Below are 24,132 nucleotides of genomic sequence, written 5' to 3' on the forward strand. Positions count from 1 at the left end.
AGCCGCGTTTTTTTCATCCCGCCTGTATGGCAGCCTCCCCCGCGCCGGGCGTATCATTGAGGCATTGGAATCCTTTGTTTCGGGAGCAGCATGACGGATATTGACCAGAGCGCGGTCGAACAGGCGATCCGCCAGTACACGGACCCCTATCTTAAGCAGGACCTGTTGTCGCTGGGGGCCATCCGGAATCTGTCCATTGAGGACGGTACGGTGTCCTTTGAGGTCCAGCTGGGCTATGCATGGAATGGCATCGCGGGCGGTGCCCGGTCGCTCCTGACCCATGCCATCGAGGATGTGGAAGGCGTGGAGGATGTGCGCATCACCACCAGTCACAACATCCATCCCCACAAGGCTCAGGGCGATCTGCATGCCATGGGTGGGGTGAGCAACATTATCGCCGTGGCCTCCGGCAAGGGTGGCGTGGGCAAGTCCACAACCGCCGTGAACCTGGCTCTGGCACTGGCGGGCGAGGGCGCGCGCGTGGGCATCCTGGATGCGGACATCTACGGGCCGAACGTGGGGCTGATGCTCGGGATCCCCGAAGGTACCCGGCCGGAGACGAAGCAGGAGAAATACTTCGTACCGATTGAGGCCCACGGTATCCAGGCCATGTCCATGGCTTTCATGATCACGGATAAAACTCCCATGATCTGGCGCGGGCCCATGGTCAGCGGTGCTGTCCAGCAGATGGTTGGGCAGACCCTGTGGGATAATCTGGATTACCTGGTGGTGGACATGCCGCCAGGCACCGGCGATATCCAGCTGACCCTGGCGCAGAAGGTGCCCGTGACCGGTGCGGTTGTGGTCACCACGCCCCAGGACATGGCGCTGATGGATGGCCAGAAGGGCATCGAGATGTTCCGCAAGGTGGATATCCCGGTGCTGGGCGTGGTTGAGAACATGAGCACGCACATCTGCAGCCATTGTGGGCATCATGATCCGCTGTTCGGCAGTGACGGTGGCGAACGCCTGGCCGCGGACTATGATGTGGCGCTTCTGGCGCAGTTGCCGCTGCACCGCACCATCCGGGAGCAGACTGACGGGGGCAACCCGACGGTGGTGGCGGAACCGGACTCGGAAGTCTCGCGGATCTACGCTGATCTCGCCCGGCGGGTGGGAGCGGCACTGTCGCAGCGGGAGCGGGATACCAGCTCCCCCATCGCCGCAATGAGTTCCTGATTACAGGTCGTAAACGAGTCTTAATGGCCTGGAGGGTAACCATTGAGTTATAAACGGTGCGCTTGCAGTCTCCAGCATCCATTGGCCAGGGGCGTATGAAACGATTCCCCACACTCCAGGCCCGTTACCGGGTCCTCCGACGCCGCGGCCATAACTGGTTGGTGGGCCACCCCCGTCTGTGGCATCTGCTGTACGTGACCGGGTGCCTCAGAGGCGGCGTTGAGTCGGCTGCCCGTGGCGTCAGCGTCGGTCTGTTCGTGGGCCTGACGCCCACGGTGGGTTTCCAGACGATTTTCATGATCATCGGCTGTGTGGTGCTGCGGGGCAACTTTCCGGCGGCCTTTGCCGTGTCCTGGTTGAGCAATCCGATCACCATGGCGCCGCTCTACTGGGGGTTCCACGAGTTGGGTGAGCTGCTGACCGTGCTGCTGCCGGTGTCCATGGATTTCATCCCCTCATGGATGTTCGAGCGGGCGGGGGACACCATGACGTTCACCATCATCGGGAGCCTGATCGTTGCCGTGCCGTTCGCGGTGGGCGGCTATCTGGCGACCCATGGCCTCTCGCGATGGATTCTTGCCCGCCGTCGCCTGCGCAAGCAGCGCCGCAACGGAGCGGCTTCCGGTCCCTGACTTTCGGTGCCTGTGTCAGCTGCGGTATGATTCCCGGCTATCCCAATCATCCAATCGTGGACGTTGACGCAGCATGAGCATCAAATCCGATCGCTGGATCCGCCGGATGGCGGAGGAATACAGCATGATCGAACCCTTCGAGCCTGGTCAGATCAAGGAGACTGCGGACAAGGGCAAGGTCATCTCCTACGGTACCTCCAGCTACGGCTACGACGTGCGTTGCAGCTCCGAGTTCAAGATCTTCACCAACGTTCATTCGGCCACGGTCGATCCCAAGAATTTTGACGAGGACAGTTTCGTCAACATTTCCGGGGAATCGTGCATTATCCCGCCCAATTCATTTGCGTTGGCGCAGACCGTGGAGTACTTCCGGATTCCGCGCAACGTGCTCACCATCTGCCTGGGCAAGTCCACCTATGCCCGCTGCGGGATCATCGTCAACGTCACACCGCTGGAGCCGGAATGGGAAGGGCAGGTAACCCTGGAGTTCTCGAATACCACCAACCTGCCCGCGCGCATCTATGCCAACGAAGGGGTGGCCCAGATGCTGTTCCTGGAGTCCGATGAGGTCTGTGAGACCAGCTACGCGGACCGTAAGGGCAAGTACATGGGCCAGCGTGGCGTGACCCTGCCCAAGACCTGAACGCCGGGAGCGGCCCATGAACTCGAAGCAGTGGCAGCGGGAAATGAACCGCCTGACCGGCTGGCGCCAGTACGCTTTCATACTGGCGCTGGCCGAAAGGGCTTTCCCCAACTACGCGCTCTTTGCCGAGATCACCGAACCCGAGTGGGGTGACCGCTTCCGGGATGCCCTGGACTGGGGCTGGCGGATGCTGGCCATCAAGGACCATGACGTGGACCCTCTGAAGCAGCTCACCCGCCTGGAAGATGTGTATCCGGACCCCGCCGAGTATGATTTCTACGGGGTGGCCCCGGCCATGGATGCCTGGCACCTGCTGGAGCAGGCCTTCCTGTGCCATGTGAACCCGGAAAAGAAACGCGCCTTTGAGGCGGCAGCCCGGGCCCTGGAGACGGTGACCACCTTCATCGAGGTCACCGAGGGCGAGGGGCTGGAGGACGACGCGCTGGTGAAGCTGTTCGACGGGCATGAACTGGTGAAAGCGGAAAAATCGTTCCAGAAGACCCTGGCCGAGACGCTGCGTCGTGCCCCGGCACCGGATGGCGAAACCCTGAATGAATTGCACGAGATGGCGCACAACGACGGTGTCAGCAGCCTGGGCCTGGAAGTTCCCGAGCGCTGGGCGAACGCGAACCAATCCTGAACGGGAGCCTGCATGAAACTCTCATCCTTCGGTCAGAAGCTCGGCGAGGACGCCGGCATCAATTCGCTGATGGACGATCTGGGCGAGGCCATGGCCTCCGGTGGCGACGTGGTTATGATGGGCGGCGGCAACCCGGGCCATCTTCCGGAGGTAACCGACCGGTTGCAGGCGATCATGAAGGAGCTGGTGGACGACCCGGAACAGTTCCGGCGCCTGACCGGTGTCTATGACCCGCCCCAGGGCGAGAAGCAGTTCATTGCCAGCCTGGTGGAGCTGCTCAACCGCGAGTATGACTGGGGGCTGACCACCGAGAATGTGGGGCTGACCAATGGCAGCCAGTCCGCGTTCTTCATGCTGTTCAACATGCTGGCCGGTGAACATCCGGACGGCAGCCACAAGCACATACTCCTGCCGCTGGCGCCGGAGTATATCGGCTATGGCGATGCCGGGCTGACGCCGGGCCTGTTCCACGCGGTCCGCCCTGAAATCGAGGAGCTGGGGGACAATCAGTTCAAGTACCGGGTGGATTTCTCGCAGCTCGAGATCACGGAAGACACCGCCGCCATCTGCGTGTCCCGCCCAACCAACCCGACCGGCAACGTGCTGACCGATGGCGAAATGCTGGGCCTTGAGGAGCTGGCGCGGGAACATGATATTCCGCTGATCGTGGACGGCGCCTATGGCACGCCCTTCCCGGACCTGATGTATACCGAGGCATCCCCGCGCTGGACACCCCAGCATATCCTCTGCCTGAGCCTCTCAAAACTGGGTATCCCGGCGGCGCGCACCGGTATCGTGATCGCCGACAAGCCGGTGATCCGGGCCCTGTCAGGCGTGAACGCCATCATGAACCTGGCCACAGGGAGTTTCGGCGCCATGCTGGCGGAGCCGCTGGTGCGCAGTGGCGAGATCATCAGCATGAGCCGGGATCTGGTGCAGCCCGTCTACCAGCGCAAGATGGAGGCTGCCGTGGCAGCCTTTCGGGAAGCCATGGGTGATGAGTGCCCCTGGCGGGTCCACAAGCCGGAGGGCGCCATGTTCCTGTGGCTCTGGTTCCCTGATCTGCCCATCAGCAGTCTGGAGCTCTACAAGCGGCTCAAGGCCAGAGGGGTGCTGGTGGTGTCAGGGCACTACTTCTTCCCAGGGCTTCCGGACGAGGGCTGGCGCCACCAGCATGAGTGCCTGCGTGTGACCTATTCCCAGGACGAGGCGGACGTGGTCCGCGGTCTCCAGGCCATTGCCGAGGAAGTCAAGCGGGCCTGGGCTCAGGGCTGAATGCGTTCGCCGTCGAGGGTGGCGCTCTTGAGGTAGATCTCGAAGTCCTCGCCCTCGTCATTGGTCTGCTCCAGCCGCACCAGCAGGTGATCCCATTCAGGGGCGAACCACATCAGGGTGGTGCGGGGTGAGTCCTCGTCCCGCACCCGTTCCACCACTACGGTTTCGACCTTGCCGAACTCGCGGGTATCCAGGGTCTCCTCACGCAGCACTTCGAACTGGTAATCCTTGAATTCGCCCTCGTCCGGGATCACGTACTCCATCGTCTCCCTGCCGGCGCGCAGGTCCACCCAGAGCTGGAGCTGGGCCCCGAGCTGATCCTGAACATCCGGGTGGTCACTCATGTCCGTGCGCTGGTCGTTCACCCGGTCCACAATGACGCTTTCATCCCAGTTGAAATCGAGCTTTTTGTAGCGGTTGGACAGGAAGAAGCCTTCCAGGCTGTAGCGGTACCGCTCTGAGATCACGGTCTGGTCCTCGAAACGGAACCGGCTGGACTCGCGGATATCCGCCACGAAGGAGTCCACATCAAAACGGTAGATCCAGCGGCCGGTGTCCGTGGGTTCCAGTGAACGCGTGGCTTCGCCACTGATGGTGATGCCGCGTTCGAGCTCCGCGCCATAGGTGGTGGTCATGGGGTAGAGGCCCAGGTCCTGCGCGAAAGCGGCGGAAGGCAGAACGGCGGCGGCAGCGAGTGTGAGCACCAGGCGGCGGATCGGGTCCATGTCAGCATCCCTTGTTGGACGGTTTGCTTCTACCCTATGAGAACCCTGTGACCGGCTCAAGTGTTTTGGGAGTCGGGGTCCACCGGTTCGTCCAGGGGCGTGCCGTCGAGCTGCGCCCGACCCTGCACCAGGCGCAGCCGCCCCTGGCAGAACCAGCGTACGGCCTCTGGGTAGATCCGGCGCTCCTGCACGCCCACGCGGCCTGCCAGGCTGTCCTCGTTATCGTCAGGGTGTACCCGGACCCGGCCCTGGATGATGCGTGGGCCACCGTCCAGTTCCTCGGTGACGAAATGCACGGTGGCGCCGTGCTCCTTTTCCCCAGCCTCCAGCACCTTGCGATGGGTGTGCAGGCCGGGCCAGGCCGGCAGCAGCGAGGGGTGGATATTGAGCAGCCGCCCCTGGTAGTGCTGTACGAAAGCGTCCGTAAGAATGCGCATGAAGCCGGCCAGGACCACCAGATCCGGCCTGAACCCATCAATGGCGGCCATCAGGGCCTGGTCGAAGGATTCCCGGCTGTCATGGTCGCGGTGCGGAATGGCCTGAGCGGGAATGCCGGCGCTTTCAGCCCGATCCAGGCCCTTGACGCCGGTACGGTTGCTGATGACGCCGGCAATGGTGCCATCCAGCGTACCGGCGGCCTCGGCATCAATCAGTGCCTGAAGGTTGGTTCCCCCCCCGGAAATGAGGACAACGATACGCGGCAGGGTGTCCGGCATCAGCGTTCGTCGTTGTCGGGGACGAAGCGGACACCCGCAGGGTCATCGGATTCCTGGATATAGCCCAGGAGCCAGGCGTCCTCGCCCGCGTCATTGAGGGTTTCCAGAACCTGGTCACGCTCGGTCTCCGGAATGCAGACCACCATGCCGATGCCGCAGTTGAAGGTACGGAACATCTCGTCGGTGGCCACGTTGCCGGCGCGCTGGAGCCACTGGAAGACGTCCGGCCACTGCCAGCTGTGGGTGTCGATGACTGCTTCCGTGCCCTCGGGCAGCACGCGCGGCACGTTTTCCGTGAGTCCGCCACCGGTGATGTGGGCCATGGCCCGGACGTCGAACTGGTGCAGTATCTCCAGAAGCGGCTTCACATAGATGCGGGTGGGGGCCATCAGGGCCTCGCCCAGGGTCTCCGTGCCCACGGACTGTTTCAGGTCCGCGTCGGTGTGCTCGAGGATGCGGCGGATCAGGGAGTAGCCATTGGAGTGGGGGCCCGAGGAACCAAGACCAATAAGGGCGTTACCGGCCTCCACGCGGCTGCCATCGATCAGGCGTTTGCGCTCCACAATGCCCACACAGAAGCCGGCAAGATCGTAGTCGTTGCCCTGATACATGCCGGGCATTTCCGCGGTCTCGCCGCCAACCAGCGAGCAGCCGGCGTTCTCGCAGCCGGTTGCGATGCCCTTGATGACGTCGGCGGCGATGTCATTGTTGAGCTTGCCGGTGGCGTAGTAGTCGAGGAAGAACAAAGGTTCGGCGCCGGTGACGATAATGTCATTCACGCACATGGCCACCAGGTCGATGCCGATGCGGTCGTGGCGCTCTGTGTCCATGGCCAGGCGGAGCTTGGTGCCGACCCCGTCGGTCCCGGAGATCAGCACGGGTTCCTTATAGCCCTCGGGAACCGCGAAGGCCCCTCCGAAACCGCCCAGGCCACCCAGAACCTCCGGCCGTTGGGTGCGTGCAACGCTCTCGCCGATGCGGTCGACCAGCTCACTGCCGGCATCAATGTCGACTCCGGCGTCGCGGTAGGTCATTCCCTGGTTGGTGTCGCTCATGGGGCGTTCCTCGAAACGGGCATTGCGCGGATTCTAGCACCGTGGTCATCCCCGGCCAAATGCTGTGGGTGTCGTGGTTGGGGTGGTTGTTGTATCCTGAGCCGACCTTTGAGGGCGAGACAGTGGACAATGGGAGTTCGGGTGGAACAGCGCATAGATCGGTTCCGGGCAGGGCTGCTGGCAGGCGGTCTTCTGCTGCTGTTGATGCTGGCCGGCCCAGCTCAGGCAGTGGTTGTGGATCGTCTGTATCAGGCGGTAGTGCCGGTTGAGGATACCGGGACGGGGGCACGGGATGAAGCTTTCCGGGAAGCCCTGCGCCAGGTGCTGCTGCGCCTCACGGGTGATCCCGCCGAGGTGCGGGAGCTGGTGCCGGTTGCCGGTGGGGACAGTGCCAGCGAGCGTGCCCTGGATGGACGCACCACCCGCTTCATTGACGCCTTCAGTTATCGGCGCAATGGGGAAGAGCTGGAGCTCCATGCCACCCTGAGTGCTCCCGCGGTTGGTCAGATGCTGGCTGAGCGGGGCGTGGCGGTGTGGGGCGCCAATCGCCCCCGGGTTCTGGTCTGGTTCGCGGTGGATGATCGCGGTGATCGTGAGCTGATCCACCGGGAGAACACACTGCCCCCCTTCCTTACGGAACCCATGCAGCCTCTGGACAGGGAGGCCATTGCCGCGGAACGGGGCCCCTGGAAAGAGCCGCTCTGGGCGGAATCCCAGCGGCGCGGGTTGCCGCTGGCATTGCCCTTCCACGATGAGCGGGATCGCGCGGAAGTCAGTCTGTCCGAGCTCTGGGGGCTGTTCCAGGGACCCATAAAGGAGGCTTCCCGACGCTATCCCCATGACCTCATGGCGACGGTCAGGGTCAATCGGGCCGGTGGTGGCTGGCGGGCACGCTGGCAGTTGTGGCGAGGGGATGACCGGGTTGCGGAGGGCGTTGCCCGTGACAGCGAACGTGCCATGGTGGTGCGGCAGCTGGTGGATGCCTGGGCTGACCGGTTGGCCGGGCGTTATGCCGTGGCGCCGCCCAGGGGCGAGGACCTGCGTTCCGCCCGTATGCGGGTGACCGGTGTTGGGACACTCGCGTCCTATGCCGGTGTGCGCCGGTCACTGGCCGGGCTGGAGCCGATCCGGTCGGTGCAGGTGGACACGGTGAAGCAGGACCATCTGACTCTGGACCTGGCGTTCAATGGTGATCTGGGCGTTCTGCGTGACTACATTGGGCTTGATAAGCGGCTGGTGCTGACGGGCGGGCCGCCGGACGGTGCGGTTCCGGCTGATCCGCAGGATGACACGCTGAGGCTCTACTATCGCTGGGATGAAGAGCGGGGCAGCAGCATGCTGCCTGGCCGTGGTGAGGTGCAGGAGATCGTGCCGCTGGATTCGGCAGAGGAAACCGGAGGAAGCGGTGCCACGCTGCAGCAGTAGAATGGGGCCATGACACAGACACCTTCCCAGTTTCCCCTGCGGATCCGGCTTCGGGATGAAGCCGGATTTGCCAATTTCCATGCCGGATCCAACGGGGCCGTGGTCGAGCGGCTTCAGGCCTGGCCGGTATCGGCAGACGCCGGTTCCCTGGTGCTCTGTGGTGATGCCGGAGCGGGCAAGAGTCACCTTCTCAATGCCGTCTGCCTCGCCGCGGAGTCTGCCGGCCTCCAGCCGGTGTCGCTCAGTCTGCGCGAGGCAGCGGCACTGGCGCCGGAGGCGCTTCAGGGGTTTGAGGGGTTCGATCCCGTCTGTCTGGATGATCTGGACGGATTGCCTGCGGATCCCGCCTGGCAGGAGGCGTTGCTGCACCTGTTCAACCGTGTGCAGGATGCCGGTGGCCGCCTTCTGATCGCCAGCCGGCAGCCGCCGGCGGCGCTGGACTGGGCGCTGCCGGATCTGGCATCACGGCTCAGGGCCCTGCCCGTGTGGCAGCTGGCCCTCCCGGACGATGATCAGCGTGCGGCCATGCTCCGGGCGCGGGCGGAAAACCGGGGGCTTGCCATGCCGGAGGAGGTGACCCGTTACATCCTGCGTCGTGCCCCCCGGGATCCGGGCCAGCTCCTGGGGCTTCTGGATCATCTGGATGAGGCCTCGCTGCAACAGCAGCGGCGGCTGACGGTACCCTTCGTCAGGCAGGTGCTGGGCTGGTAGACTCCGGATCTGCAGGGATTTCATCGATAACAGCAAAAACACAGGGGGAAAGCCATGCGCCGGGTTGTTTTCAATCAGAAGGGCGGTGTGGGGAAATCCAGTATCGTCAGTAATCTGGCGGCCATCAGTGCCAGCCGTGGTGTGCGGACACTGGTGGTTGACCTGGATCCACAGGGGAATTCAACCCAGTATCTGCTTGGCAGACCCGCGGAAGAGCTGAAGGACACGGTGGCCGACCTGCTGGAGCAGTCCATCGCCTTCCGCATCTCCAGCCGTCGCCCTGAGGAGTTCGTGCATGCCTCGGCGTTCTCCAACCTGCATGTGCTGCCCTCGAGTCCCGAGCTGGACTACCTGGAGCGCAAGCTGGAAGCCAAGCACAAGATCTACAAGCTGCGCGACCACCTGAGCCGCCTGAGCGATCTCTATGATGCCATCTACATCGACACGGCACCGGCGCTGAATTTCTACACCCGTTCGGCCCTGATCGCGGCGCAGCGCTGCCTGATCCCCTTTGACTGCGACGATTTCTCCCGCCAGGCGCTGTACAGCATCATGGGCGAGATTCAGGAGCTTCAGGAGGACCACAACCCCGACCTGATGATTGAGGGCATCATTGCCAACCAGTTCCAGAGTCAGGCCAGCCTGCCGCGCCGGCTTGTCCAGGAGCTGACGGATGAGGGGCTGCCGGTGCTGCCGGTCCGGCTGCCGTCCTCGGTGAAGATGAAGGAATCCCACCAGGCGGGTCGGCCCCTGATCCACATGGCGCCGAAGCACAACCTCACGGCGCGTTTCCAGGACCTCTACGGCCTGCTCAATGGTGAGACCGTGGACGTGGAACCGCTGGGAGCCTGAGGCGCATGGCAATGGACCGGGAACACGCGCGTCAGGCGCTGCCTGGCAGCATGAAACGTGTGGAGGAGGCGTTGTCGGAGCTGGCACTGCGCAGCAGTACGCCACCGTCGCCCGAGGCCTTTGCCAGTGTGCAGCCCTTCTGTGTGGATACCATGACCTTCCCGGAGTGGATCCAGTTCGTGTTCCTGCCCAAGCTGGAGGGAATGCTGGAAGGTGGCGAACCCATGCCTCCCTGGTGTGATGTGGCCCCCATGGCCGAGGAATACTTCCGGAACCTGGAGCAGGACGGCAGCCTGCTGATCGAGGCGCTCCGGCGGTTGGATGAGCTGGTAACGGCGGCGCGCTAGCTCTCCGTCGCGCCGGCCTCGTCCGGTTCCTGGGCCAGCGGCCAGCGCTCCCGCACCCTGTACACGGGGCCGTGCAGGCCCTGCTCGCTTTCGTAGAGACAGACCTCCGCCACCGGCAGCTCCGCCTGCCAGGGCGTGGCTGTTATGGGGCGCGGCTTGCGGTCCCGGAAATGGGCGACCGTGATGTGTGGGCACCACTGCTGTTCCTGCCGGGAATGCCCGAGTGTCTCTGCCAGGCCCTCCCTGAGGGTGCGCTGGAGCGTTTCGATGGTGGGGGAGGCGTAGCCTTCCAGAACCAGGTGGCGGGGGCTTCCTGGATCGGGGAAGCCCGCCACCTGGCGGAAGTGGATCCGGCCCGGGCGTGCGTCGGCGAGCAGTTCACCCATCCGCGGGATGACCTGCTCATCCAGGACTGTTCGCGGAATGGCGCCCAGGAACACCAGTGTGAGATGCAGGTTCGCCCATGGGGTAACCCGCAGCGGCGGCAGGGCGTGGGTTGAGGCGTTGACCGTGGCCATCAGGGGTTCCGCCACGGATTGCCCCACTGGCACGGCAAGAAAGCTTCGGATCGCGTTGGCCACCTTCGGATCCTCCTCTGTCGCAGGCACCCCGTCTGGCCATTACTATAGACGTTTACCGTCCGTTGTGCCGTTCAGGCCTCATCCCGTATGCGCAGCGAAAGGTCCACGGCCGTGACATCCTTGGTCAGTACGCCCAGGGAGATGAAATCGACGCCGGTTTCCGCAATGGCTGCCAGGTTCGCCTCCGTGATGCCGCCGGAGGCCTCAAAGCGGGCCTGACCACGGTAGCGTTCCACCATCCGCACCATGCTCTCCAGCGGGAACTCATCCAGCATGATGCGTTCGGCGCCGGCAGCGATGGCCTCCGCCACTTCCGCTTCGGTTTCGGTTTCCACCTCCAGGGGCACATCCGGTGATGTCTGCCGGGCACGCTCAACGGCGGCGGTTATGGAGCCGCAGCTGGCGATGTGGTTCTCCTTGATGAGAATGCCGTCGTACAGGCCGATACGGTGGTTGGCGCAGCCACCACATCCGACCGCGTATTTCTGGGCGATGCGCAGTCCCGGCAGGGTCTTGCGGGTGTCCAGGAGTCGGGCCCCGGTATGCGCGATAAGGTCTGCATAGGCGCGACAGCGCGTTGCCACACCGGAGAGCGTCTGGAGCCAGTTGAGCGCGATGCGTTCGGCGGTGAGCAGGGACCGGGCAGGGCCGGTGATGGTGAGGAGGTGCGAATCCGCGGCGACCCGCTCCCCCTCACTGCAGTGCCAGACCACGCTCAGGCGCGGGTCCACCTGCCGGAAGCACTCATCCACCCAGGGTCTGCCGGCGACCACCGCCTCATGACGCACAATGACCCCGGCTTCGACCACGCGCGCCGGATCAATAAGGGCGGCGGTGCGGTCACCGGAGCCTTCATCCTCGGCAATACTGGCGGCGACATCGCGTGTCACGGCCTGACGCAGTGTGGCAGCGGGGATCGGGTTCATCATGGTCTGGCCCTTGCTGGCGGTGGTCACAAAAGGTGACAAATTCTGACACAGATTGACGCGCTCCGACTCTATAGTGGAACCGTTGAAAATCCAACCGGCGTTTCGCTGAAGTTCGGGAGCCAGACAGATGAGTCGTGGAGAGAATGTAGTCACCCTGGGGCAGTCCGGGGAAGGGCGCCAGCTGCCATCCCCGCTGATCAGCCTGCGCGACAGGGCGGCGGTTCGTTTCCGCACACTGCTTGACGCTTTCTTCGACAGCGCCGATGACGCGCTGTTTGATCTGTCCGAGCGCTCACGCTCCAATGCCGAGCAGACCACCTACTTTGATGCCATGCGTGAACTGCGCATGCAACGCAAGTCCATGACCCTGGCCTTCCAGCAGTGGCTGAGCCGTGCCTTCAATGAAGGTGGCCACTTCGAGCCCGCGCCGGGCCGGCACAGCGAAGGGGAGTCCGACCTGGAGTCGCTGTCGCTGGTGGAGGACGACGACCTGGAAGAGCAGGTGGCGGTGGACAATATGATCCAGCGCATCCGCAACCGCTACACCGACCAGGTGGAGCTGCTGCGCCAGCGGGTGGCGGAACTGTTGCGGAACCCGGACCTGGCGTCCTCGCGCAATCCCCTCGGGCCGGAAGTCATCTGTCACGGCCTTGCTGAGGCCTGCTCCTCGCTGTCCATCGATATACGCTCCCGGCTGGTGATCTATAAGCTGTTCGACAAGCTGCTGATCAACCAGCTGGACAACCTGTACACCGAGGCCAATCAACATCTCAGCGATGAGGGTGTGCTGCCCAACCTGAAGAATCCTATGCCGCAGCGTCAGCGCCGCAACACCAGTCAGGGTGCGCCGACCGGCACGGCAGGGCAGACCAGCAGCGGCCCGGCTTCCGGTGACGGTGCCGAGCAGTCCAGTGGCACCGACATCCGCAGCCTGATCGAGATGATGCATTCGGGCGGTGGCCAGGGCGGTGGCATGCCGGCCGGCTCCATGGGTGCCGGCCAGGGCTTCCCGGTCATTGGCGCGGGTCAGGGGGCTACACCGGTGCAGACATCCGAGCTGGTGCAGATGCTCTCCGGTGTTCAGCTCTCGGCCGAGGCCTCACAGGCGGGTGGTATGGTTCCTGTTGTGCAGGGACTGGTTAACAGCAATGATCGCAATGTGCGCCAGGTGGATTCGGACGTGATCAACCTGGTTTCCATGCTGTTCGATTTCATCCTTGAGGATCGCCGCCTGCCCGAGACGATGCAGGCACTGATAGGCCGGCTTCAGATTCCCATGGTCAAGGTGGCCCTTGTGGATCCGGCCTTCTTCGAGCGTGGTGGTCATCCTGCCCGTAAACTGCTCAATGAGCTGTCCTCGGCGGCGCTGGTGTGGAACGAGGGCAACGACAGCAGCCGTGATCCGCTCTACGAGAAGATGGAATCCGCGGTCAGCCGGATCCTGAATGAGTACAGCGATGACGTGAGCGTCTTTGAATCCGTTCTGGACGACTTCACGGCCTTCATGGAGAAGGACCGGCGGCGGCGTGAACTGGTGGAGCAGCGCCTGCGCGATGCCGAGGAAGGGCGCGCCCGGGATGAGCAGGCCAGGGCCGAGGTGGAACGTTTCCTGAGCGAGGCACGGGCCCGGTACACGGTGCCGGAGAGCCTGCAGGGCTTTCTGGAGAGTGCCTGGTTCCGTGTGCTCAAGTGGCATTACCTGCGCGAGGGTGATGAGGGCGAAGGCTGGAAGGCGCAGTGCGAGCTGACCGACAGGCTGCTCTGGAGCCTGGACCCAGCACCCTTCCTGGCCTCCACCCGCTCAGTGCTGTTGCGTGAGATCCCCGGCATTGTGCGAAGCGTGCGCGAGAGTCTGGAACAGATCGGCTGGGATCCCTTTGAAACGGACCGCAGCCTGCATCAGCTTGAGCTGGTGCATGTGGATGTGCTTCAGCGCCTGAAGACCGCACCGAAGGAAGAAGCGCCGCAGGAGACCACGGGCGGCAGTGAGCTGGATCTCACCAGCGAGGCGCCCCCAGGCCTGGCCGAAGCGTCCGGTGATGAGGTCGCCGCGGAGCAGCCGCTTGAAGCGCCTGCCGAGGTCGTGCCCGAGCAGCCCGAGGAAGAAGCCGAGGCGGTGACGCCCCCGGATCTGAGCGTGGGGGCCTGGCTTACATGGCAGCCCCCTGAGGGCAGCCCTGTGCGCTGCAAGCTGGCGGCGGTCATCCGCGCCACGGGCAAGTACATCTTTGTTAACCGCAACGGCGCCCGGGTGGTGGAGTACATGATGCCGGAGGTCAATCAGGCCCTGGCTGATGGCACCCTCGAGATGCTGGATGATGGCCTGATCTTTGACCGCGCCCTGGAGTCGGTCATCGACAGCCTGCGCCAGGGGCAGACCGCCTGAGGCTTCGGGTTCCCTCTTGCAAAATATGGCCACTGTGCTTCACTGCCGCCTGAACCCGCGAGTGAGGGAAGCGCATTGGCCAGTGATCCTGTTGAATTCCTGACGCCCAACCCGGAGGGATGGCTTCCGGCGGCGACCCCCATGCCCTCGGACAACCACGATGCCCGCCCCGAAGGCATCGATGTCTCGTTGCTGGTGGTTCACGGCATCAGCCTTCCTCCCGGTGAGTTCGGGGGCGACGCCATCGAGCGTCTTTTCTGCAACACCCTGGACTGCGGTGAACACCCCTGGTTTGAGCGGCTGGGCGACCTGCGTGTATCGGCCCACCTTCTGATCCGGCGCGACGGGCAACTGGTGCAGTTTGTTTCCCTGCTGGATCGGGCCTGGCACGCCGGGCGTTCCTGTTTCAATGGCCAGGCGGAATGCAATGACTTCGGCATTGGTATTGAGCTGGAGGGCACCGATGACACGCCCTACACGGAAGCCCAGTACGACCGCCTGATTCCGCTGGCCCGGGGCATCATGCGCAGTTTCCCGTATATTACCCCGGACCGGGTTGTGGGGCATGCCGACATTGCGCCGGAGCGCAAGACCGATCCGGGGCCCGCCTTTGACTGGCTGCGGCTCCGGCGGGGCATTGCACAGACGGCAGAGGGACTGAGCTGATGCGTCTTCTGGTGATTCTTCTGGCCTGGATGCTGCGCCGGCAACTCGATGCCCGCGGCTGGCTGGATCCGGGCCGCTGGCAGAGGCGGCTCCTGGAGCATGCACCGCCGGAAAAGGACGGGGGGCGGGGTACGCTGCGCTGGCTGCTGCCCCTGTACGGACTGCTCGTTGTTCTCACCGGTCTGCTTTCATGGGGGACAAGTGGTATCGCCGGGGGGCTCTGGGCAAGCCTGCTGGCGCTCGCACTGCTGGTGGCCGGTACCGGCATGCCGGGCTGGCGGGCACCGCTCAGGGCCTACAGTGCGGCCTGGCGCACCGGGGATATGCAGGCAGCCTGGCATCATGTCTCGCCACTGCTGCCTGTGGAGCAGCGGGGCGCGGCACTGGCGCCGGAACAACTTCACTTGAGCGTGTGCGGTGCGCTGATCCAGACCACCTTTGAGCGCTACTTCCTGCCGCTGTTCTGGTACGCTCTTCTGGGCCCCGCCGGGGTGGTACTGATCCTGGTCGCCCTGATGCTGCGCGACCACTACCCTTCCACCAGAGTCCGCGCCCGGTTCGGGCGCTGGGTTCACTGGTTCGCTGTACCGCCGCGCTGGCTGCTGTCATTCAGCTTTGCCCTGGCGGGAGACTTCTCCGGCTGGTCGGGTGAACCCCGTAATCGCCGTCCCCGGCGGACGGACAGCTGTGGCGAGGTGCTTCTGATCGCCGCCGGCAGCGCCCTTTCCAGTTACGCCCTGGATCCTGCCCGCTTCCAGGCCCATGACCCGGATGGGTGGTCGGATTACGGTCACAGGAGTCTGCTGGCCGTGCGTCATCTGCTGAACCGCAGCCTGCTTGTCTGGCTGGCGGTTCTGGCTGTGCTCGCGCTCATGGGGATTCTGCCCTGAAGGCTCAAGATCCGCGGGAAAAAGTCGTTAAACAGCCCATGGAACTGACGGATCATGCTTGTCCCGGTGCATATCTGACCTAGACTTCCGGGCACGGAATGATTCAGAGGCTACTGTGAATCGAATAACGCCGCATCGGAGTGCGGCACACAGGCGATAGCGCCGGCAGGATCCAGGGCCGGCCTGCCAGTACGACTGGTGTGTTTGAACGCTCGGAGGGCGTACCGTGAAGAAACTGCTGACCCCCGCCATTCTGCTGATGAACAGGCTGAAGTTTGTCTACAAGTTCAGCCTGATCAGTGTTCTGTTCCTGATCCCTATAGCGGGACTGGGGTATCTCCTGGTGAGCCAGCTGAATGCCTCCATTGATGACCTGAACAAGGCGATCGATGGTACAGAGGCGGTTGCCGAGGCCAATGACCTGGTGCGCAGTGCCCAGCGCTTCCGCGATTACCACACGGTGGTGCGGGTGCGGGAGCTCGAAGGCGGACTCCGGGACAAGTCGCAGCAGGCCAGGGCGGCCGTTACCGAGCAGCTGCAGGTACTGAGCGACTATGCGGATACCCTGGATAACGGGGATACCCTGAAGACGCAGCTGGATGAGGTGACCTCGGCCTGGACCCGTATGCTGGAGGAGGATCAGTACCTGCAGACCCCTGATCGTCAGTTCAATCTCTACGACCGTTTCTTCCAGAAGACACTGGCGCTGCGCAACACGGTGCTCCAGGTCAGCGGGCTGGGGCAGGATCCGTCCAACAGTGTGCAGATGCTGCTGGAACTGGTCATCAATGGCATGACGCCGGTCGCCGATGAGATGGGCCAGGCCCGTGCCTTCGGCCTTCATGGCCTCAATGAGGGACGGCTCTCGGGGCCGCTCAGTGAGCGGATGAACGGCATCTATGACAGCCTCACCAATGTCAGCAACCAGCTGCAGACGGCCTTCGACCTTGGTTTCGATGCGGCACCCGTCATCGGTCAGCGTTTCACCCAGGACGCGGAGCGGCTCAGCAAGGCGCCCATCGAGATCCGTGACCTTATGGAAGAGGAGGTGATCACTCCCTTCAGGCTTGAGTTTCCGGCGGAGGAGTACGATGCCCGTGTGTCCGAGCCCATCGGTCAGCTCTACTCCGTGGGCAATGACATACTCGACGCCATCCGGGGCCAGCTGCAGGCGCGTCTTGCCAGTGAACGCCAGCAGCGGACCATCATCTTTGCCTCCCTTGCGGTCGTTCTTCTGATCATTGTCTGGCTATATACCGGTTTCTACTACTCAGTGCGCTCCTCCATCCGCAAGTTTGCGGATTCAGCCCGCCGTGTGGCGGATGGCGACATGCGGGTGCAGCTTGAACTCAACAGCCGGGACGAGCTGGGCGAACTCAGCACCGAGTTCAACGGCATGACCGAGAGCATCCGCGAGCTGGTGGAATCCGTGCGTGAGACGGTCAACCGGGTGGATCAGCAGGCACGGCGCGTAAACGAGACAGCCACCTCCAATTCGGATGCCGTCTCCCGCCAGATGCAGGAGACGGACCAGATCAACGACGCCATGAAGCAGATGGTGGATACGGTCCAGGAAGTGGCCCAGAGCTCCCAGCAGGCGTCGGACTATGCCAATGAAGCCGATTCCGAGGCGGACCAGGGGCGGGCCGTGGTCGGCGATACGGTGCAGACGATCAACCGGCTGGCGGATGAGATCAAGGGCTCCGCGGACGTCATCAACCGGGTCAGCAACGACAGCGACAGCATCAGTCAGGTGCTGGACGAGATCAAGGCGATCGCCGAGCAGACCAACCTGCTGGCCCTGAACGCGGCCATTGAGGCGGCCCGGGCCGGGGAGCAGGGGCGCGGCTTTGCGGTCGTGGCGGATGAGGTGCGCTCGCTGTCACAGCGCACGCACAAGTCCACGGAAGAGATCGAGGAGATGGTCGGGCGGCTGCAGTCCGGCGTGAAGGACGCCGTCAGTGCCATGAACAACAGCCATGAGGTGACCAACGAGACGGTGACCAAGTCCAGTGAGGTGACCGAGGCACTGGAGAACATCGTCAGCGCCATTTCCCGGATCGTGGATATGAGTCAGCAGATCGCCCAGGCGGCGGAGGAGCAGTCCGCGGTCGCTAACAACATCAACAGTAATGTCGAGACGATTTCCGAGGTGGGTCGCGAAACGGCGGGCAACGCCGAAGAGACCCTCTCCGCAAGCCGTGAGCTATCGGACCTGACCGCCTCACTGCACGAACAGGTCGAGCGCTTCAGGGTGTAGGCTTGCTCATCTGCTGGTCCCAGAGCACTTCCGCCGCGCCCTCGCGGCGGGCCAGCACCCGGGAGGCGACGAACAGGAAGTCCGAAAGCCGGTTGAGATACTGGCGGGCGTCCGGGTTGATGGACTCCTCATGACCAAGCGCCACCGTAATCCGTTCCGCGCGGCGGCATACCGCCCGTGCCATATGGCACTGGGCCGCGGGCATGGACCCACCGGGCAGGATGAAGTTCTTCAGCGGCGGCAGGTCCTGGTTCCAGTGGTCGAGGGTGCTTTCGAGCCAATCGATGTGACTGTCCGCGACCACGCGACTCCCTGGAATGGCAAACTCGCCGCCCAGATCGAAGAGGTGATGCTGAACCCGTTGCAGCACTTCCTTCAGTTCCGTTTCCTCGCTGCCGAGTGACTCGATCAGGATGCCCATCTGAGCATTGAGCTCGTCCATGGTGCCCATGGCTTCGACCCGCAGACTGTTTTTGGCGATGCGGTTGCCATCGGCGAGACCGGTGGTGCCGTCATCGCCGGTGCGGGTGTAGATCTTGGAGAGGCGGTTGCCCATGCGTCCGTCCGTTTTCCGTTGTGACTGATTCCCGGAATACGCTGTCTTACAGCGCCCGGATCTGTTCCAGCTGCTCGTTCAGCCGCTGGCGCTGGCTTTCCGCATCCTCCAGCTTGGCCTTTTCCTTCTCCACCACCTCTGCCGGTGCCTTTTCGACAAAGCCGGCATTGCCGAGCTTGCCGCCCAGGCGCTGGATCTCCTTGTCGAGCTTTTCCAGCTCCCGGCTCAGGCGCGCGATCTCTTCATCCTTGTCGATGAGGTTGGCCATGGGCACCAGCACTTCCAGCTCGCCCACCAGCTGTGTGGCGGAGAGCGGGGCCTCGCCGTCATCGACCCAGTCGATGCTTTCAAGCTTGGCCAGGGATTTCAGGAAGGTCCGGTTGGCCTCCATGCGCTCACGGTCCTGTTCGTCGCCGTGGCGAAGGAGCACTGGCAATGCCCGGGCCGGGGAGATGTTCATTTCGCCACGGATATTGCGCACGGCCAGGATCACGCCCTTGAGCCACTCGATATCCGCCTCGGCGTCGGCATCCTCCAGGTTGCGGTCCGGCTCCGGATAGGCCTGGAGCATGACCGTTTCGCCGGTCACGCCGGCCAGCGGGGCCACGCGCTGCCAGATTTCCTCCGTGATGAAGGGCATCAGCGGATGGGCCAGCCGCAGTACCGTTTCCAGAACCTGCACCAGGGTCCGCCGGGTGCCACGCTTGTGCTCGGCGGATTCATTGTCGTCGTAGAGCACTGGTTTGGAGAGCTCCAGGTACCAGTCGCAGTACTCGTTCCAGAGGAAGTCGTAGATGCTCTGGGCAATACGATCAAAGCGGTAATGGTCGAAGAAGCTGTTGGTTTCCTCGATGCAGGTCTGGAGGCGGCTCAGGATCCAGCGATCGGCCAGTGACAGCTCCAGAGGTTCGCCCGAGGTGCCGCAGTCTTCGCCTTCCGTGTTCATCAGCACGTAGCGGGCCGCGTTCCAGAGCTTGTTGCAGAAGTTCCGGTAGCCCTCGAGGCGCTTCATGTCCCAGTTGATGTCGCGGCCGGTGGTAGCCAGCGCCGCCAGGGTAAAGCGCAGGGCGTCGGTACCGTGGGCCTGGATGCCTTCCGGGAATTCCTCGCGTGTGTTCTTAGCGATCTTTTCGGCCAGCTGCGGCTGCATCATGTTGGCGGTGCGCTTGGCCACCAGGTCCTCGCTGCTGATGCCGTCGATCATGTCCATGGGGTCAAGCACGTTGCCCTTGGACTTGGACATCTTGTTGCCGTGCTCGTCACGGATCAGGCCGGTCACATACACCTGCTGGAACGGAACCTGGGGCGTGCCGTCCTCGTGCTTCATGAACTGCAGGGTCATCATGATCATCCGGGCGACCCAGAAGAAGATGATGTCGAAGCCGGTGACCAGCACCTGGGTGGGATGGAAGGTGCGCAGGCGCTCGGTATCTTCGGGCCAGCCCAGGGTGCCGAAGGTCCAGAGTGCGGCGCTGAACCAGGTGTCCAGTACGTCCTCGTCCTGCTGCATTGTGCAATCGTCGGACAGGCTGTATTTGCTGCGGACCTCGCTTTCGGTGCGACCCACGTAGACGTTGCCGTCACCGTCGTACCAGGCCGGGATACGGTGACCCCACCACAGCTGGCGCGAGATGCACCAGTCCTGGATCTCGCGCATCCAGGCGTAGTACATGTTGGCGTACTGCTCCGGCACGAACTCGATATCGCCGTTCTCAACGGCCTTGATGGCGGGTTCGGCGAGGGGCTTAATGGCCACGAACCACTGGTCCGTCAGCAGCGGTTCAATGATCAGGCCGGAACGGTCGCCGCGCGGGACCTTGAGCGTATGGTCATCCACACCCTGCAGGCGACCTTCCGCCTTCATGGCTTCCACGATCTTCTCGCGGGCGTCAAAGCGGTTCAGGCCCGTGAAAGCCTCCGGCATGGTGCCGTTGAGCTCATGGTTGGGCGTGCCGTCGGCATTGAAGACCTCGGCCTGCTCACGGATGCTGGCATCCGGCGTGAGGATGTTCACCAGTGGCAGACCGCAGCGCTGACCCACCGCGTAGTCGTTAAAGTCGTGGGCGGGCGTGATCTTGACGCAGCCGCTGCCCATCTCCGGATCGGCGTGCTCATCGCCCACGATCGGGATGTCGCGTTCCACCAACGGCAGACGGATGGTGCCGCCGATCAGGTGTTTATAGCGTTCGTCCTCCGGGTTCACCGCCACGGCGGTATCACCGAGCATGGTCTCCGGGCGGGTGGTGCCGACCACCAGGTAGTCCGCCCCTTCGGAGGTGGTCTGCCCGCCGTTGATCGGATACCGGAAGTGCCAGAAATGGCCCTGTTCCTCGGCGTTCTCAACCTCGAGATCCGAGATGGCCGTGTGCAGTTTGGGGTCCCAGTTCACCAGGCGCTTGCCGCGGTAGATCAGGTCCTCGTCGTACAGCCGCACGAAGACTTCCTGGACGGCGCGGTAGAAGCCGTCGTCCATGGTGAAGCGTTCATGGTCCCAGTCCACCGAGGTGCCCAGCCGGCGCATCTGGCTGGTGATGGTGCCGCCGGACTGCTGCTTCCATTCCCAGACCTTGTCGATGAAGGCCTCGCGCCCGAGGTCATGGCGTGTCTGGCCTTCGTCACTGGCCAGGTTGCGTTCCACGACCATCTGGGTGGCGATGCCGGCATGGTCACTGCCCACCTGCCAGAGGGTGTTGTCGCCCTTCATGCGGCGGTGACGGATAAGCGCATCCATGAGCGTGTGCTGGAAGGCATGGCCCATGTGCAGGCTGCCGGTCACGTTGGGTGGCGGGATCATGATGCAGAAGGGATCGCCCTCGCCGGAAGGCGCGAAATAGCCGCGCTCTTCCCAGGTCCGGTACCACTGGTTCTCGATCTTTTCCGGCTGGTAGGTCTTGTCCATGCTTGTTCGGCCCGGGTCTGCTGGTGTGGGTTAAGGCATTAAAGGTTAACAGACTCGCGATTATACATGGTGGTCCGTCACCGGCGAACCGTCAGTCCCGCTTGCGGAAATCGTGGACCTGCGGGGTGATACCCAACTCACGCAGCTGCCGGTACTGGGCGCGTGCCCGCTGGAGGCTGTCGTCGTCATTGCTGGCGATCAGAGCAAGGCGGGCAAAGCCATCTGCCGTGGCGGGGAGGCTGGGCGCGACGATGATCAGCGTGTCCCAGTCTGTGGTTGTCGGCTCGCATTCCAGTACCGCCACGGGTGCGTCCGCACGCTGGTCGCTGCTCCGGAGCCGGTCATGGGGCAGGAAGGCCTCCGGGCGGAAGGACCAGAGCATCCCGTCCAGCGCTTCGGCGGTCTCCGGGGCATCACAGAAAAGGGCTACCCGGTCACCATCCTGCCAGGCTTTTTCCGCCAGTCTCGCCGCGTGCAGCAGGCGGGCGTCACGGCCGGAGCCGGCCAGGATGTGGAACCAGTGACTCATGGTGTCTTCCGGGGTTGGCTGTCATTGCTGCTACAGGTTATCTAGAATGGCCCTTCCTGTCAGGCGATGCGAGACGCTGGGACTGCCTGTGTTCATCATTTTCCGGTACCTGGGCCGTCAGGTCCTGACCACCATGACCGCCGTTGCGCTGGTGCTGCTGCTCATCTTCATGAGTGGCCGCTTCCTGCAGTATCTGGCGTCGGCTGCGGAAGGCGAGTACGCGGCCAACGTCATTTTCATCGTCATGGGCTACCGCCTGCCGGAATTCCTTGAGCTTATCCTGCCGCTGAGCTTCTTCCTGGGAATCCTGCTGACCTACGGGCGCATGTACCAGGAGAGTGAGATGACGGTGCTGACCGCCTGCGGGGTCAGCGAGCGCCAGGTCCTGTTCCTGACACTGGGCCCCGGTCTGCTGGTGGCCTGCCTGGTGGGGGCCATGAGCCTGTGGCTGACGCCGGCAGGGATCCAGCAGGTCGACCGTATCTTTGCGGAACAGGCCCAGCACACGGGCTTCGAGATGCTGGCGCCGGGCCGTTTCCAGGAAGTGGGATCGAACGACCGTGTCACCTATACCCGGGCCATGAGCGATGACAAGCAGACCCTGGAAGGGGTTTTCATGGCGGAGGGGGGTGACGACGGGCGTTTCACGCTGATGAAGGCGGTTGAGGGTACCCAGATCGTCGAAGGCGATGGTGAGCGTTTCCTGGTGTTGCATGAGGGCGTCCGTTTTGAGGGGCGCCCGGGCGGGGCGGAATTCGATGCCATGACCTTTGAGGATTACGGGCTCAGGATCGAGTCGCCCGGGGGCGTGAGCTCAGGGGGGTCCCGGGAAGGGCAGTCCACAGTGGCGCTCATGGCGTCTGATGCACGTGCCGACCAGGCCATGGTCCACTGGCGCCTGTCTCTGCCGCTGCTGGTTCTGGTGATCACGGTCCTCGCCATTCCGCTGAGCCGGGTGAATCCACGCCAGGGCCGTTTCTTCCATCTGTTGCCGGGGATTCTGGTGTTCATCAGTTATCTGGGCGTTCTGATCCTGGGGCGGGATGCCATTGCCTCGGGTCAGGTTCCGGCCAGTGCGGGGCTCTGGGCTGTGCATGGCGCCTTTCTCGCCCTGGGTGTGGCAATGCTGGGGTGGCCTGCAATGCGGCTGCGCAGGGCTGCGGGGGTGCGTCATGCGTCTGATTGACGGCTACATCATGCGGGTGGTGGCCGCCGCCATCCTTCTGGTGCTTCTGGTGGTGCAGTCACTGGATTTCGTGTTCGCCTACATCGCGGAGCTGGAGGATACGGTCAACGACTACCAGGCGTGGGAGGCTTTCCTCTTCATGCTCTATACCCTGCCACGGCGGATCTATGAGTTTCTGCCGCTGGCCGCATTCATGGGGGCCCTGGTGGGCCTGGGACAGCTGGCGAACAATTCCGAGCTGGTGGTGATCCGGGCCGCTGGCGTTTCGCTGGGGCGTGTTACCTGGTCCGCCATGAAGCCGGCGCTGGTGGTGGTTGTTATCAGCCTGCTGATCGGGGATTTTGTGGCCCCGCCGCTGGAGCAGGCCGCCCAGAGCAACAAGGCAGTCGCCCGGCACGGAGGGCAGGCCGCGGCAACCCATGGGTTCTGGCACCGCGAGGACGATGTCTTCATGCATTTCAACACGGTGCTGCCCAATGGCGAACTCCATGGCGTTTCCCTGTTCCGTTTCGGTGAGGACGAGTGGCTGGAGGAGGCCCTCTATGCCGAACGCGGGGAATACCAGGGCGATTACTGGCTGCTGCACGATGTGAGCCACTCCCGGATCCGGGAGCAGTCCGTGAGCACGGAGGAGCAGGACACGTTCCGGTGGGAGAATGGCCTCTCGCCCGATGTGCTCAGTGTTCTGACCGTGAGGCCGGATCGGCTGGCGATCAGTGGCCTCTATACCTACGCCACCTATATGGAGAACCAGGGGCTGAATGCCAGCGACTACTGGCTGGCGCTCTGGAAGAAGACCCTGCAGCCGCTGGGGACCGCCGCCATGGTGCTGCTCGCCATTTCCTTTGTCTTCGGTCCGCTGCGTTCGGTCACCATGGGGTTCCGGATCTTCTGTGGGCTGCTGGCCGGGCTCGGCTTCAAGTACACCCAGGACCTGCTCGGGCCCATGAGTCTGGTCTACGGCTTCAGCCCCGCGCTGGCCACCATCGTGCCGATTGCGATTGCCGGGAGCATCGGTGTGGTGCTGCTGCGCCGGGCAGGATGACGCCG

At 63.6% G+C, this 24,132-nt stretch carries 23 protein-coding genes; 15 read left to right on the forward strand and 8 right to left on the reverse strand.

The window, feature by feature from the left end; genetic code table 11:
- Positions 1-90 precede the first annotated feature (90 nt).
- The 5 genes from apbC (at position 91) to F3089_RS00905 (ending at position 4,369) form a co-directional block, all read left to right on the forward strand.
- Positions 91-1,179 carry an iron-sulfur cluster carrier protein ApbC gene (apbC, locus tag F3089_RS00885; protein WP_151438990.1) on the forward strand — a complete coding sequence of 363 codons (1,089 nt, stop codon included), beginning with the start codon at positions 91-93 and terminating at the stop codon, positions 1,177-1,179.
- Positions 1,180-1,274: 95 nt separating this feature from the next.
- Positions 1,275-1,811 carry a DUF2062 domain-containing protein gene (locus F3089_RS00890; protein ID WP_151438991.1) on the forward strand — a complete coding sequence of 179 codons (537 nt, stop codon included), beginning with the start codon at positions 1,275-1,277 and terminating at the stop codon, positions 1,809-1,811.
- A gap of 73 nt (positions 1,812-1,884) precedes the next feature.
- Entirely contained in the window at positions 1,885-2,454 is a 570-nt protein-coding gene (gene dcd / locus F3089_RS00895) for a dCTP deaminase (RefSeq protein WP_151438992.1), read from the forward strand.
- Between the two features lie 16 nt (positions 2,455-2,470).
- Positions 2,471-3,094 carry a DUF416 family protein gene (locus tag F3089_RS00900; protein ID WP_151438993.1) on the forward strand — a complete coding sequence of 208 codons (624 nt, stop codon included), beginning with the start codon at positions 2,471-2,473 and terminating at the stop codon, positions 3,092-3,094.
- 12 nt (positions 3,095-3,106) lie between these two features.
- A complete protein-coding gene (locus F3089_RS00905; protein WP_151438994.1) occupies positions 3,107-4,369 on the forward strand; it encodes a valine--pyruvate transaminase in 1,263 nt (420 codons plus the stop codon).
- Here F3089_RS00905 and F3089_RS00910 read toward each other — a convergent pair.
- Genes F3089_RS00910 through purM form a run of 3 tightly spaced genes read right to left on the reverse strand, consistent with a single transcriptional unit; the run spans position 4,360 to position 6,865 of the window.
- On the reverse strand, positions 4,360-5,094 hold the full coding sequence (locus F3089_RS00910) for a DUF3108 domain-containing protein (RefSeq protein ID WP_151438995.1): 735 nt from the start codon (positions 5,092-5,094) through the stop codon (positions 4,360-4,362). The genes F3089_RS00905 and F3089_RS00910 overlap by 10 nt on opposite strands.
- Before the next feature lie 56 nt (positions 5,095-5,150).
- Complete coding sequence (purN, locus tag F3089_RS00915; RefSeq protein WP_192497233.1) at positions 5,151-5,810, reverse strand: phosphoribosylglycinamide formyltransferase; 660 nt, start codon at positions 5,808-5,810, stop codon at positions 5,151-5,153.
- A complete protein-coding gene (gene purM, locus F3089_RS00920) occupies positions 5,810-6,865 on the reverse strand; it encodes a phosphoribosylformylglycinamidine cyclo-ligase (protein WP_151438997.1) in 1,056 nt (351 codons plus the stop codon). The genes purN and purM overlap by 1 nt, the downstream gene beginning before the upstream one ends.
- A gap of 141 nt (positions 6,866-7,006) precedes the next feature.
- Here purM and F3089_RS00925 point away from each other — a divergent pair, with 141 nt between their 5' ends.
- From F3089_RS00925 to F3089_RS00940, 4 genes are read left to right on the forward strand one after another with little or no spacing between them, the layout of a single operon-like run.
- Positions 7,007-8,290: a DUF2066 domain-containing protein gene (locus F3089_RS00925; protein WP_192497234.1), complete on the forward strand. Its 1,284-nt coding sequence runs from the start codon at positions 7,007-7,009 to the stop codon at positions 8,288-8,290.
- A gap of 9 nt (positions 8,291-8,299) precedes the next feature.
- Complete coding sequence (hda, locus tag F3089_RS00930) at positions 8,300-9,001, forward strand: DnaA regulatory inactivator Hda (protein WP_151438999.1); 702 nt, start codon at positions 8,300-8,302, stop codon at positions 8,999-9,001.
- A gap of 54 nt (positions 9,002-9,055) precedes the next feature.
- Entirely contained in the window at positions 9,056-9,853 is a 798-nt protein-coding gene (locus F3089_RS00935; RefSeq protein WP_151439000.1) for a ParA family protein, read from the forward strand.
- A gap of 5 nt (positions 9,854-9,858) precedes the next feature.
- The gene (locus tag F3089_RS00940; protein ID WP_225741630.1) at positions 9,859-10,200 is read left to right on the forward strand and encodes a YqcC family protein; all 342 of its coding nucleotides are present in this window, start codon (positions 9,859-9,861) and stop codon (positions 10,198-10,200) included.
- Here the strand turns inward: F3089_RS00940 and thpR are convergent.
- Both thpR and nadC read right to left on the reverse strand, forming a co-directional pair.
- Positions 10,197-10,781, reverse strand: a complete 585-nt coding sequence (gene thpR, locus F3089_RS00945; protein WP_192497235.1) for an RNA 2',3'-cyclic phosphodiesterase — start codon at positions 10,779-10,781, stop codon at positions 10,197-10,199. The genes F3089_RS00940 and thpR overlap by 4 nt on opposite strands.
- Before the next feature lie 71 nt (positions 10,782-10,852).
- Complete coding sequence (gene nadC / locus F3089_RS00950) at positions 10,853-11,707, reverse strand: carboxylating nicotinate-nucleotide diphosphorylase (protein ID WP_151439258.1); 855 nt, start codon at positions 11,705-11,707, stop codon at positions 10,853-10,855.
- A 130-nt stretch (positions 11,708-11,837) separates the two neighbouring features.
- On the opposite strand from nadC, the gene F3089_RS00955 reads away from it, so the two are divergent.
- From F3089_RS00955 to F3089_RS00970, 4 genes are all read left to right on the forward strand, one after another.
- Positions 11,838-14,096 (forward strand): DUF1631 domain-containing protein, encoded by a 2,259-nt coding sequence (locus F3089_RS00955; protein ID WP_151439002.1) that lies wholly within the window; start codon positions 11,838-11,840, stop codon positions 14,094-14,096.
- 75 nt (positions 14,097-14,171) lie between these two features.
- The gene (gene ampD, locus F3089_RS00960) at positions 14,172-14,762 is read left to right on the forward strand and encodes a 1,6-anhydro-N-acetylmuramyl-L-alanine amidase AmpD (RefSeq protein WP_225741631.1); all 591 of its coding nucleotides are present in this window, start codon (positions 14,172-14,174) and stop codon (positions 14,760-14,762) included.
- Positions 14,762-15,652 carry a histidine kinase gene (locus tag F3089_RS00965; RefSeq protein ID WP_151439003.1) on the forward strand — a complete coding sequence of 297 codons (891 nt, stop codon included), beginning with the start codon at positions 14,762-14,764 and terminating at the stop codon, positions 15,650-15,652. The genes ampD and F3089_RS00965 overlap by 1 nt, the downstream gene beginning before the upstream one ends.
- A 226-nt stretch (positions 15,653-15,878) precedes the next feature.
- Positions 15,879-17,912 (forward strand): methyl-accepting chemotaxis protein, encoded by a 2,034-nt coding sequence (locus F3089_RS00970; RefSeq protein ID WP_151439004.1) that lies wholly within the window; start codon positions 15,879-15,881, stop codon positions 17,910-17,912.
- Here F3089_RS00970 and F3089_RS00975 read toward each other — a convergent pair.
- The 3 genes from F3089_RS00975 to F3089_RS00985 form a co-directional block, all read right to left on the reverse strand.
- Positions 17,902-18,468, reverse strand: a complete 567-nt coding sequence (locus F3089_RS00975; RefSeq protein ID WP_095617498.1) for a cob(I)yrinic acid a,c-diamide adenosyltransferase — start codon at positions 18,466-18,468, stop codon at positions 17,902-17,904. The two genes, F3089_RS00970 and F3089_RS00975, sit on opposite strands and share 11 nt — an antisense overlap.
- 46 nt (positions 18,469-18,514) lie before the next feature.
- Positions 18,515-21,367, reverse strand: coding sequence for a valine--tRNA ligase (locus F3089_RS00980; RefSeq protein ID WP_151439005.1), 2,853 nt, complete (start codon positions 21,365-21,367; stop codon positions 18,515-18,517).
- Positions 21,368-21,458: 91 nt separating this feature from the next.
- Positions 21,459-21,896 carry a DNA polymerase III subunit chi gene (locus F3089_RS00985; RefSeq protein WP_151439006.1) on the reverse strand — a complete coding sequence of 146 codons (438 nt, stop codon included), beginning with the start codon at positions 21,894-21,896 and terminating at the stop codon, positions 21,459-21,461.
- 46 nt (positions 21,897-21,942) lie between these two features.
- On the opposite strand from F3089_RS00985, the gene lptF reads away from it, so the two are divergent.
- Together lptF and lptG are read left to right on the forward strand one after the other, a co-directional pair.
- Entirely contained in the window at positions 21,943-23,082 is a 1,140-nt protein-coding gene (gene lptF, locus F3089_RS00990) for an LPS export ABC transporter permease LptF (RefSeq protein ID WP_225741632.1), read from the forward strand.
- Positions 23,069-24,127: an LPS export ABC transporter permease LptG gene (lptG, locus tag F3089_RS00995; protein ID WP_151439007.1), complete on the forward strand. Its 1,059-nt coding sequence runs from the start codon at positions 23,069-23,071 to the stop codon at positions 24,125-24,127. The genes lptF and lptG overlap by 14 nt, the downstream gene beginning before the upstream one ends.
- Positions 24,128-24,132: the final 5 nt, after the last annotated feature.

Source organism: Halospina sp. K52047b, assembly GCF_008709855.1.
GTDB lineage: Bacteria > Pseudomonadota > Gammaproteobacteria > Pseudomonadales > Oleiphilaceae > Halospina > Halospina utahensis_B.

What these genes read in the sequence shown, in the direction of transcription:
- lptF (WP_225741632.1), top strand. Translation starts at nt 21,943, where the DNA reads ATGGCCCTTCCTGTCAGGCGATGCGAGACGCTGGGACTGCCTGTGTTC.
- apbC (WP_151438990.1), top strand. Translation starts at nt 91, where the DNA reads ATGACGGATATTGACCAGAGCGCGGTCGAACAGGCGATCCGCCAGTAC.
- F3089_RS00965 (WP_151439003.1), top strand. Translation starts at nt 14,762, where the DNA reads ATGCGTCTTCTGGTGATTCTTCTGGCCTGGATGCTGCGCCGGCAACTC.
- nadC (WP_151439258.1), bottom strand. Translation starts at nt 11,707, where the DNA reads ATGAACCCGATCCCCGCTGCCACACTGCGTCAGGCCGTGACACGCGAT.
- F3089_RS00905 (WP_151438994.1), top strand. Translation starts at nt 3,107, where the DNA reads ATGAAACTCTCATCCTTCGGTCAGAAGCTCGGCGAGGACGCCGGCATC.
- F3089_RS00910 (WP_151438995.1), bottom strand. Translation starts at nt 5,094, where the DNA reads ATGGACCCGATCCGCCGCCTGGTGCTCACACTCGCTGCCGCCGCCGTT.
- F3089_RS00975 (WP_095617498.1), bottom strand. Translation starts at nt 18,468, where the DNA reads ATGGGCAACCGCCTCTCCAAGATCTACACCCGCACCGGCGATGACGGC.
- dcd (WP_151438992.1), top strand. Translation starts at nt 1,885, where the DNA reads ATGAGCATCAAATCCGATCGCTGGATCCGCCGGATGGCGGAGGAATAC.
- F3089_RS00985 (WP_151439006.1), bottom strand. Translation starts at nt 21,896, where the DNA reads ATGAGTCACTGGTTCCACATCCTGGCCGGCTCCGGCCGTGACGCCCGC.
- F3089_RS00900 (WP_151438993.1), top strand. Translation starts at nt 2,471, where the DNA reads ATGAACTCGAAGCAGTGGCAGCGGGAAATGAACCGCCTGACCGGCTGG.
- F3089_RS00955 (WP_151439002.1), top strand. Translation starts at nt 11,838, where the DNA reads ATGAGTCGTGGAGAGAATGTAGTCACCCTGGGGCAGTCCGGGGAAGGG.
- purM (WP_151438997.1), bottom strand. Translation starts at nt 6,865, where the DNA reads ATGAGCGACACCAACCAGGGAATGACCTACCGCGACGCCGGAGTCGAC.
- F3089_RS00890 (WP_151438991.1), top strand. Translation starts at nt 1,275, where the DNA reads ATGAAACGATTCCCCACACTCCAGGCCCGTTACCGGGTCCTCCGACGC.
- purN (WP_192497233.1), bottom strand. Translation starts at nt 5,810, where the DNA reads ATGCCGGACACCCTGCCGCGTATCGTTGTCCTCATTTCCGGGGGGGGA.
- F3089_RS00980 (WP_151439005.1), bottom strand. Translation starts at nt 21,367, where the DNA reads ATGGACAAGACCTACCAGCCGGAAAAGATCGAGAACCAGTGGTACCGG.
- lptG (WP_151439007.1), top strand. Translation starts at nt 23,069, where the DNA reads ATGCGTCTGATTGACGGCTACATCATGCGGGTGGTGGCCGCCGCCATC.
- F3089_RS00935 (WP_151439000.1), top strand. Translation starts at nt 9,056, where the DNA reads ATGCGCCGGGTTGTTTTCAATCAGAAGGGCGGTGTGGGGAAATCCAGT.
- hda (WP_151438999.1), top strand. Translation starts at nt 8,300, where the DNA reads ATGACACAGACACCTTCCCAGTTTCCCCTGCGGATCCGGCTTCGGGAT.
- F3089_RS00940 (WP_225741630.1), top strand. Translation starts at nt 9,859, where the DNA reads ATGGCAATGGACCGGGAACACGCGCGTCAGGCGCTGCCTGGCAGCATG.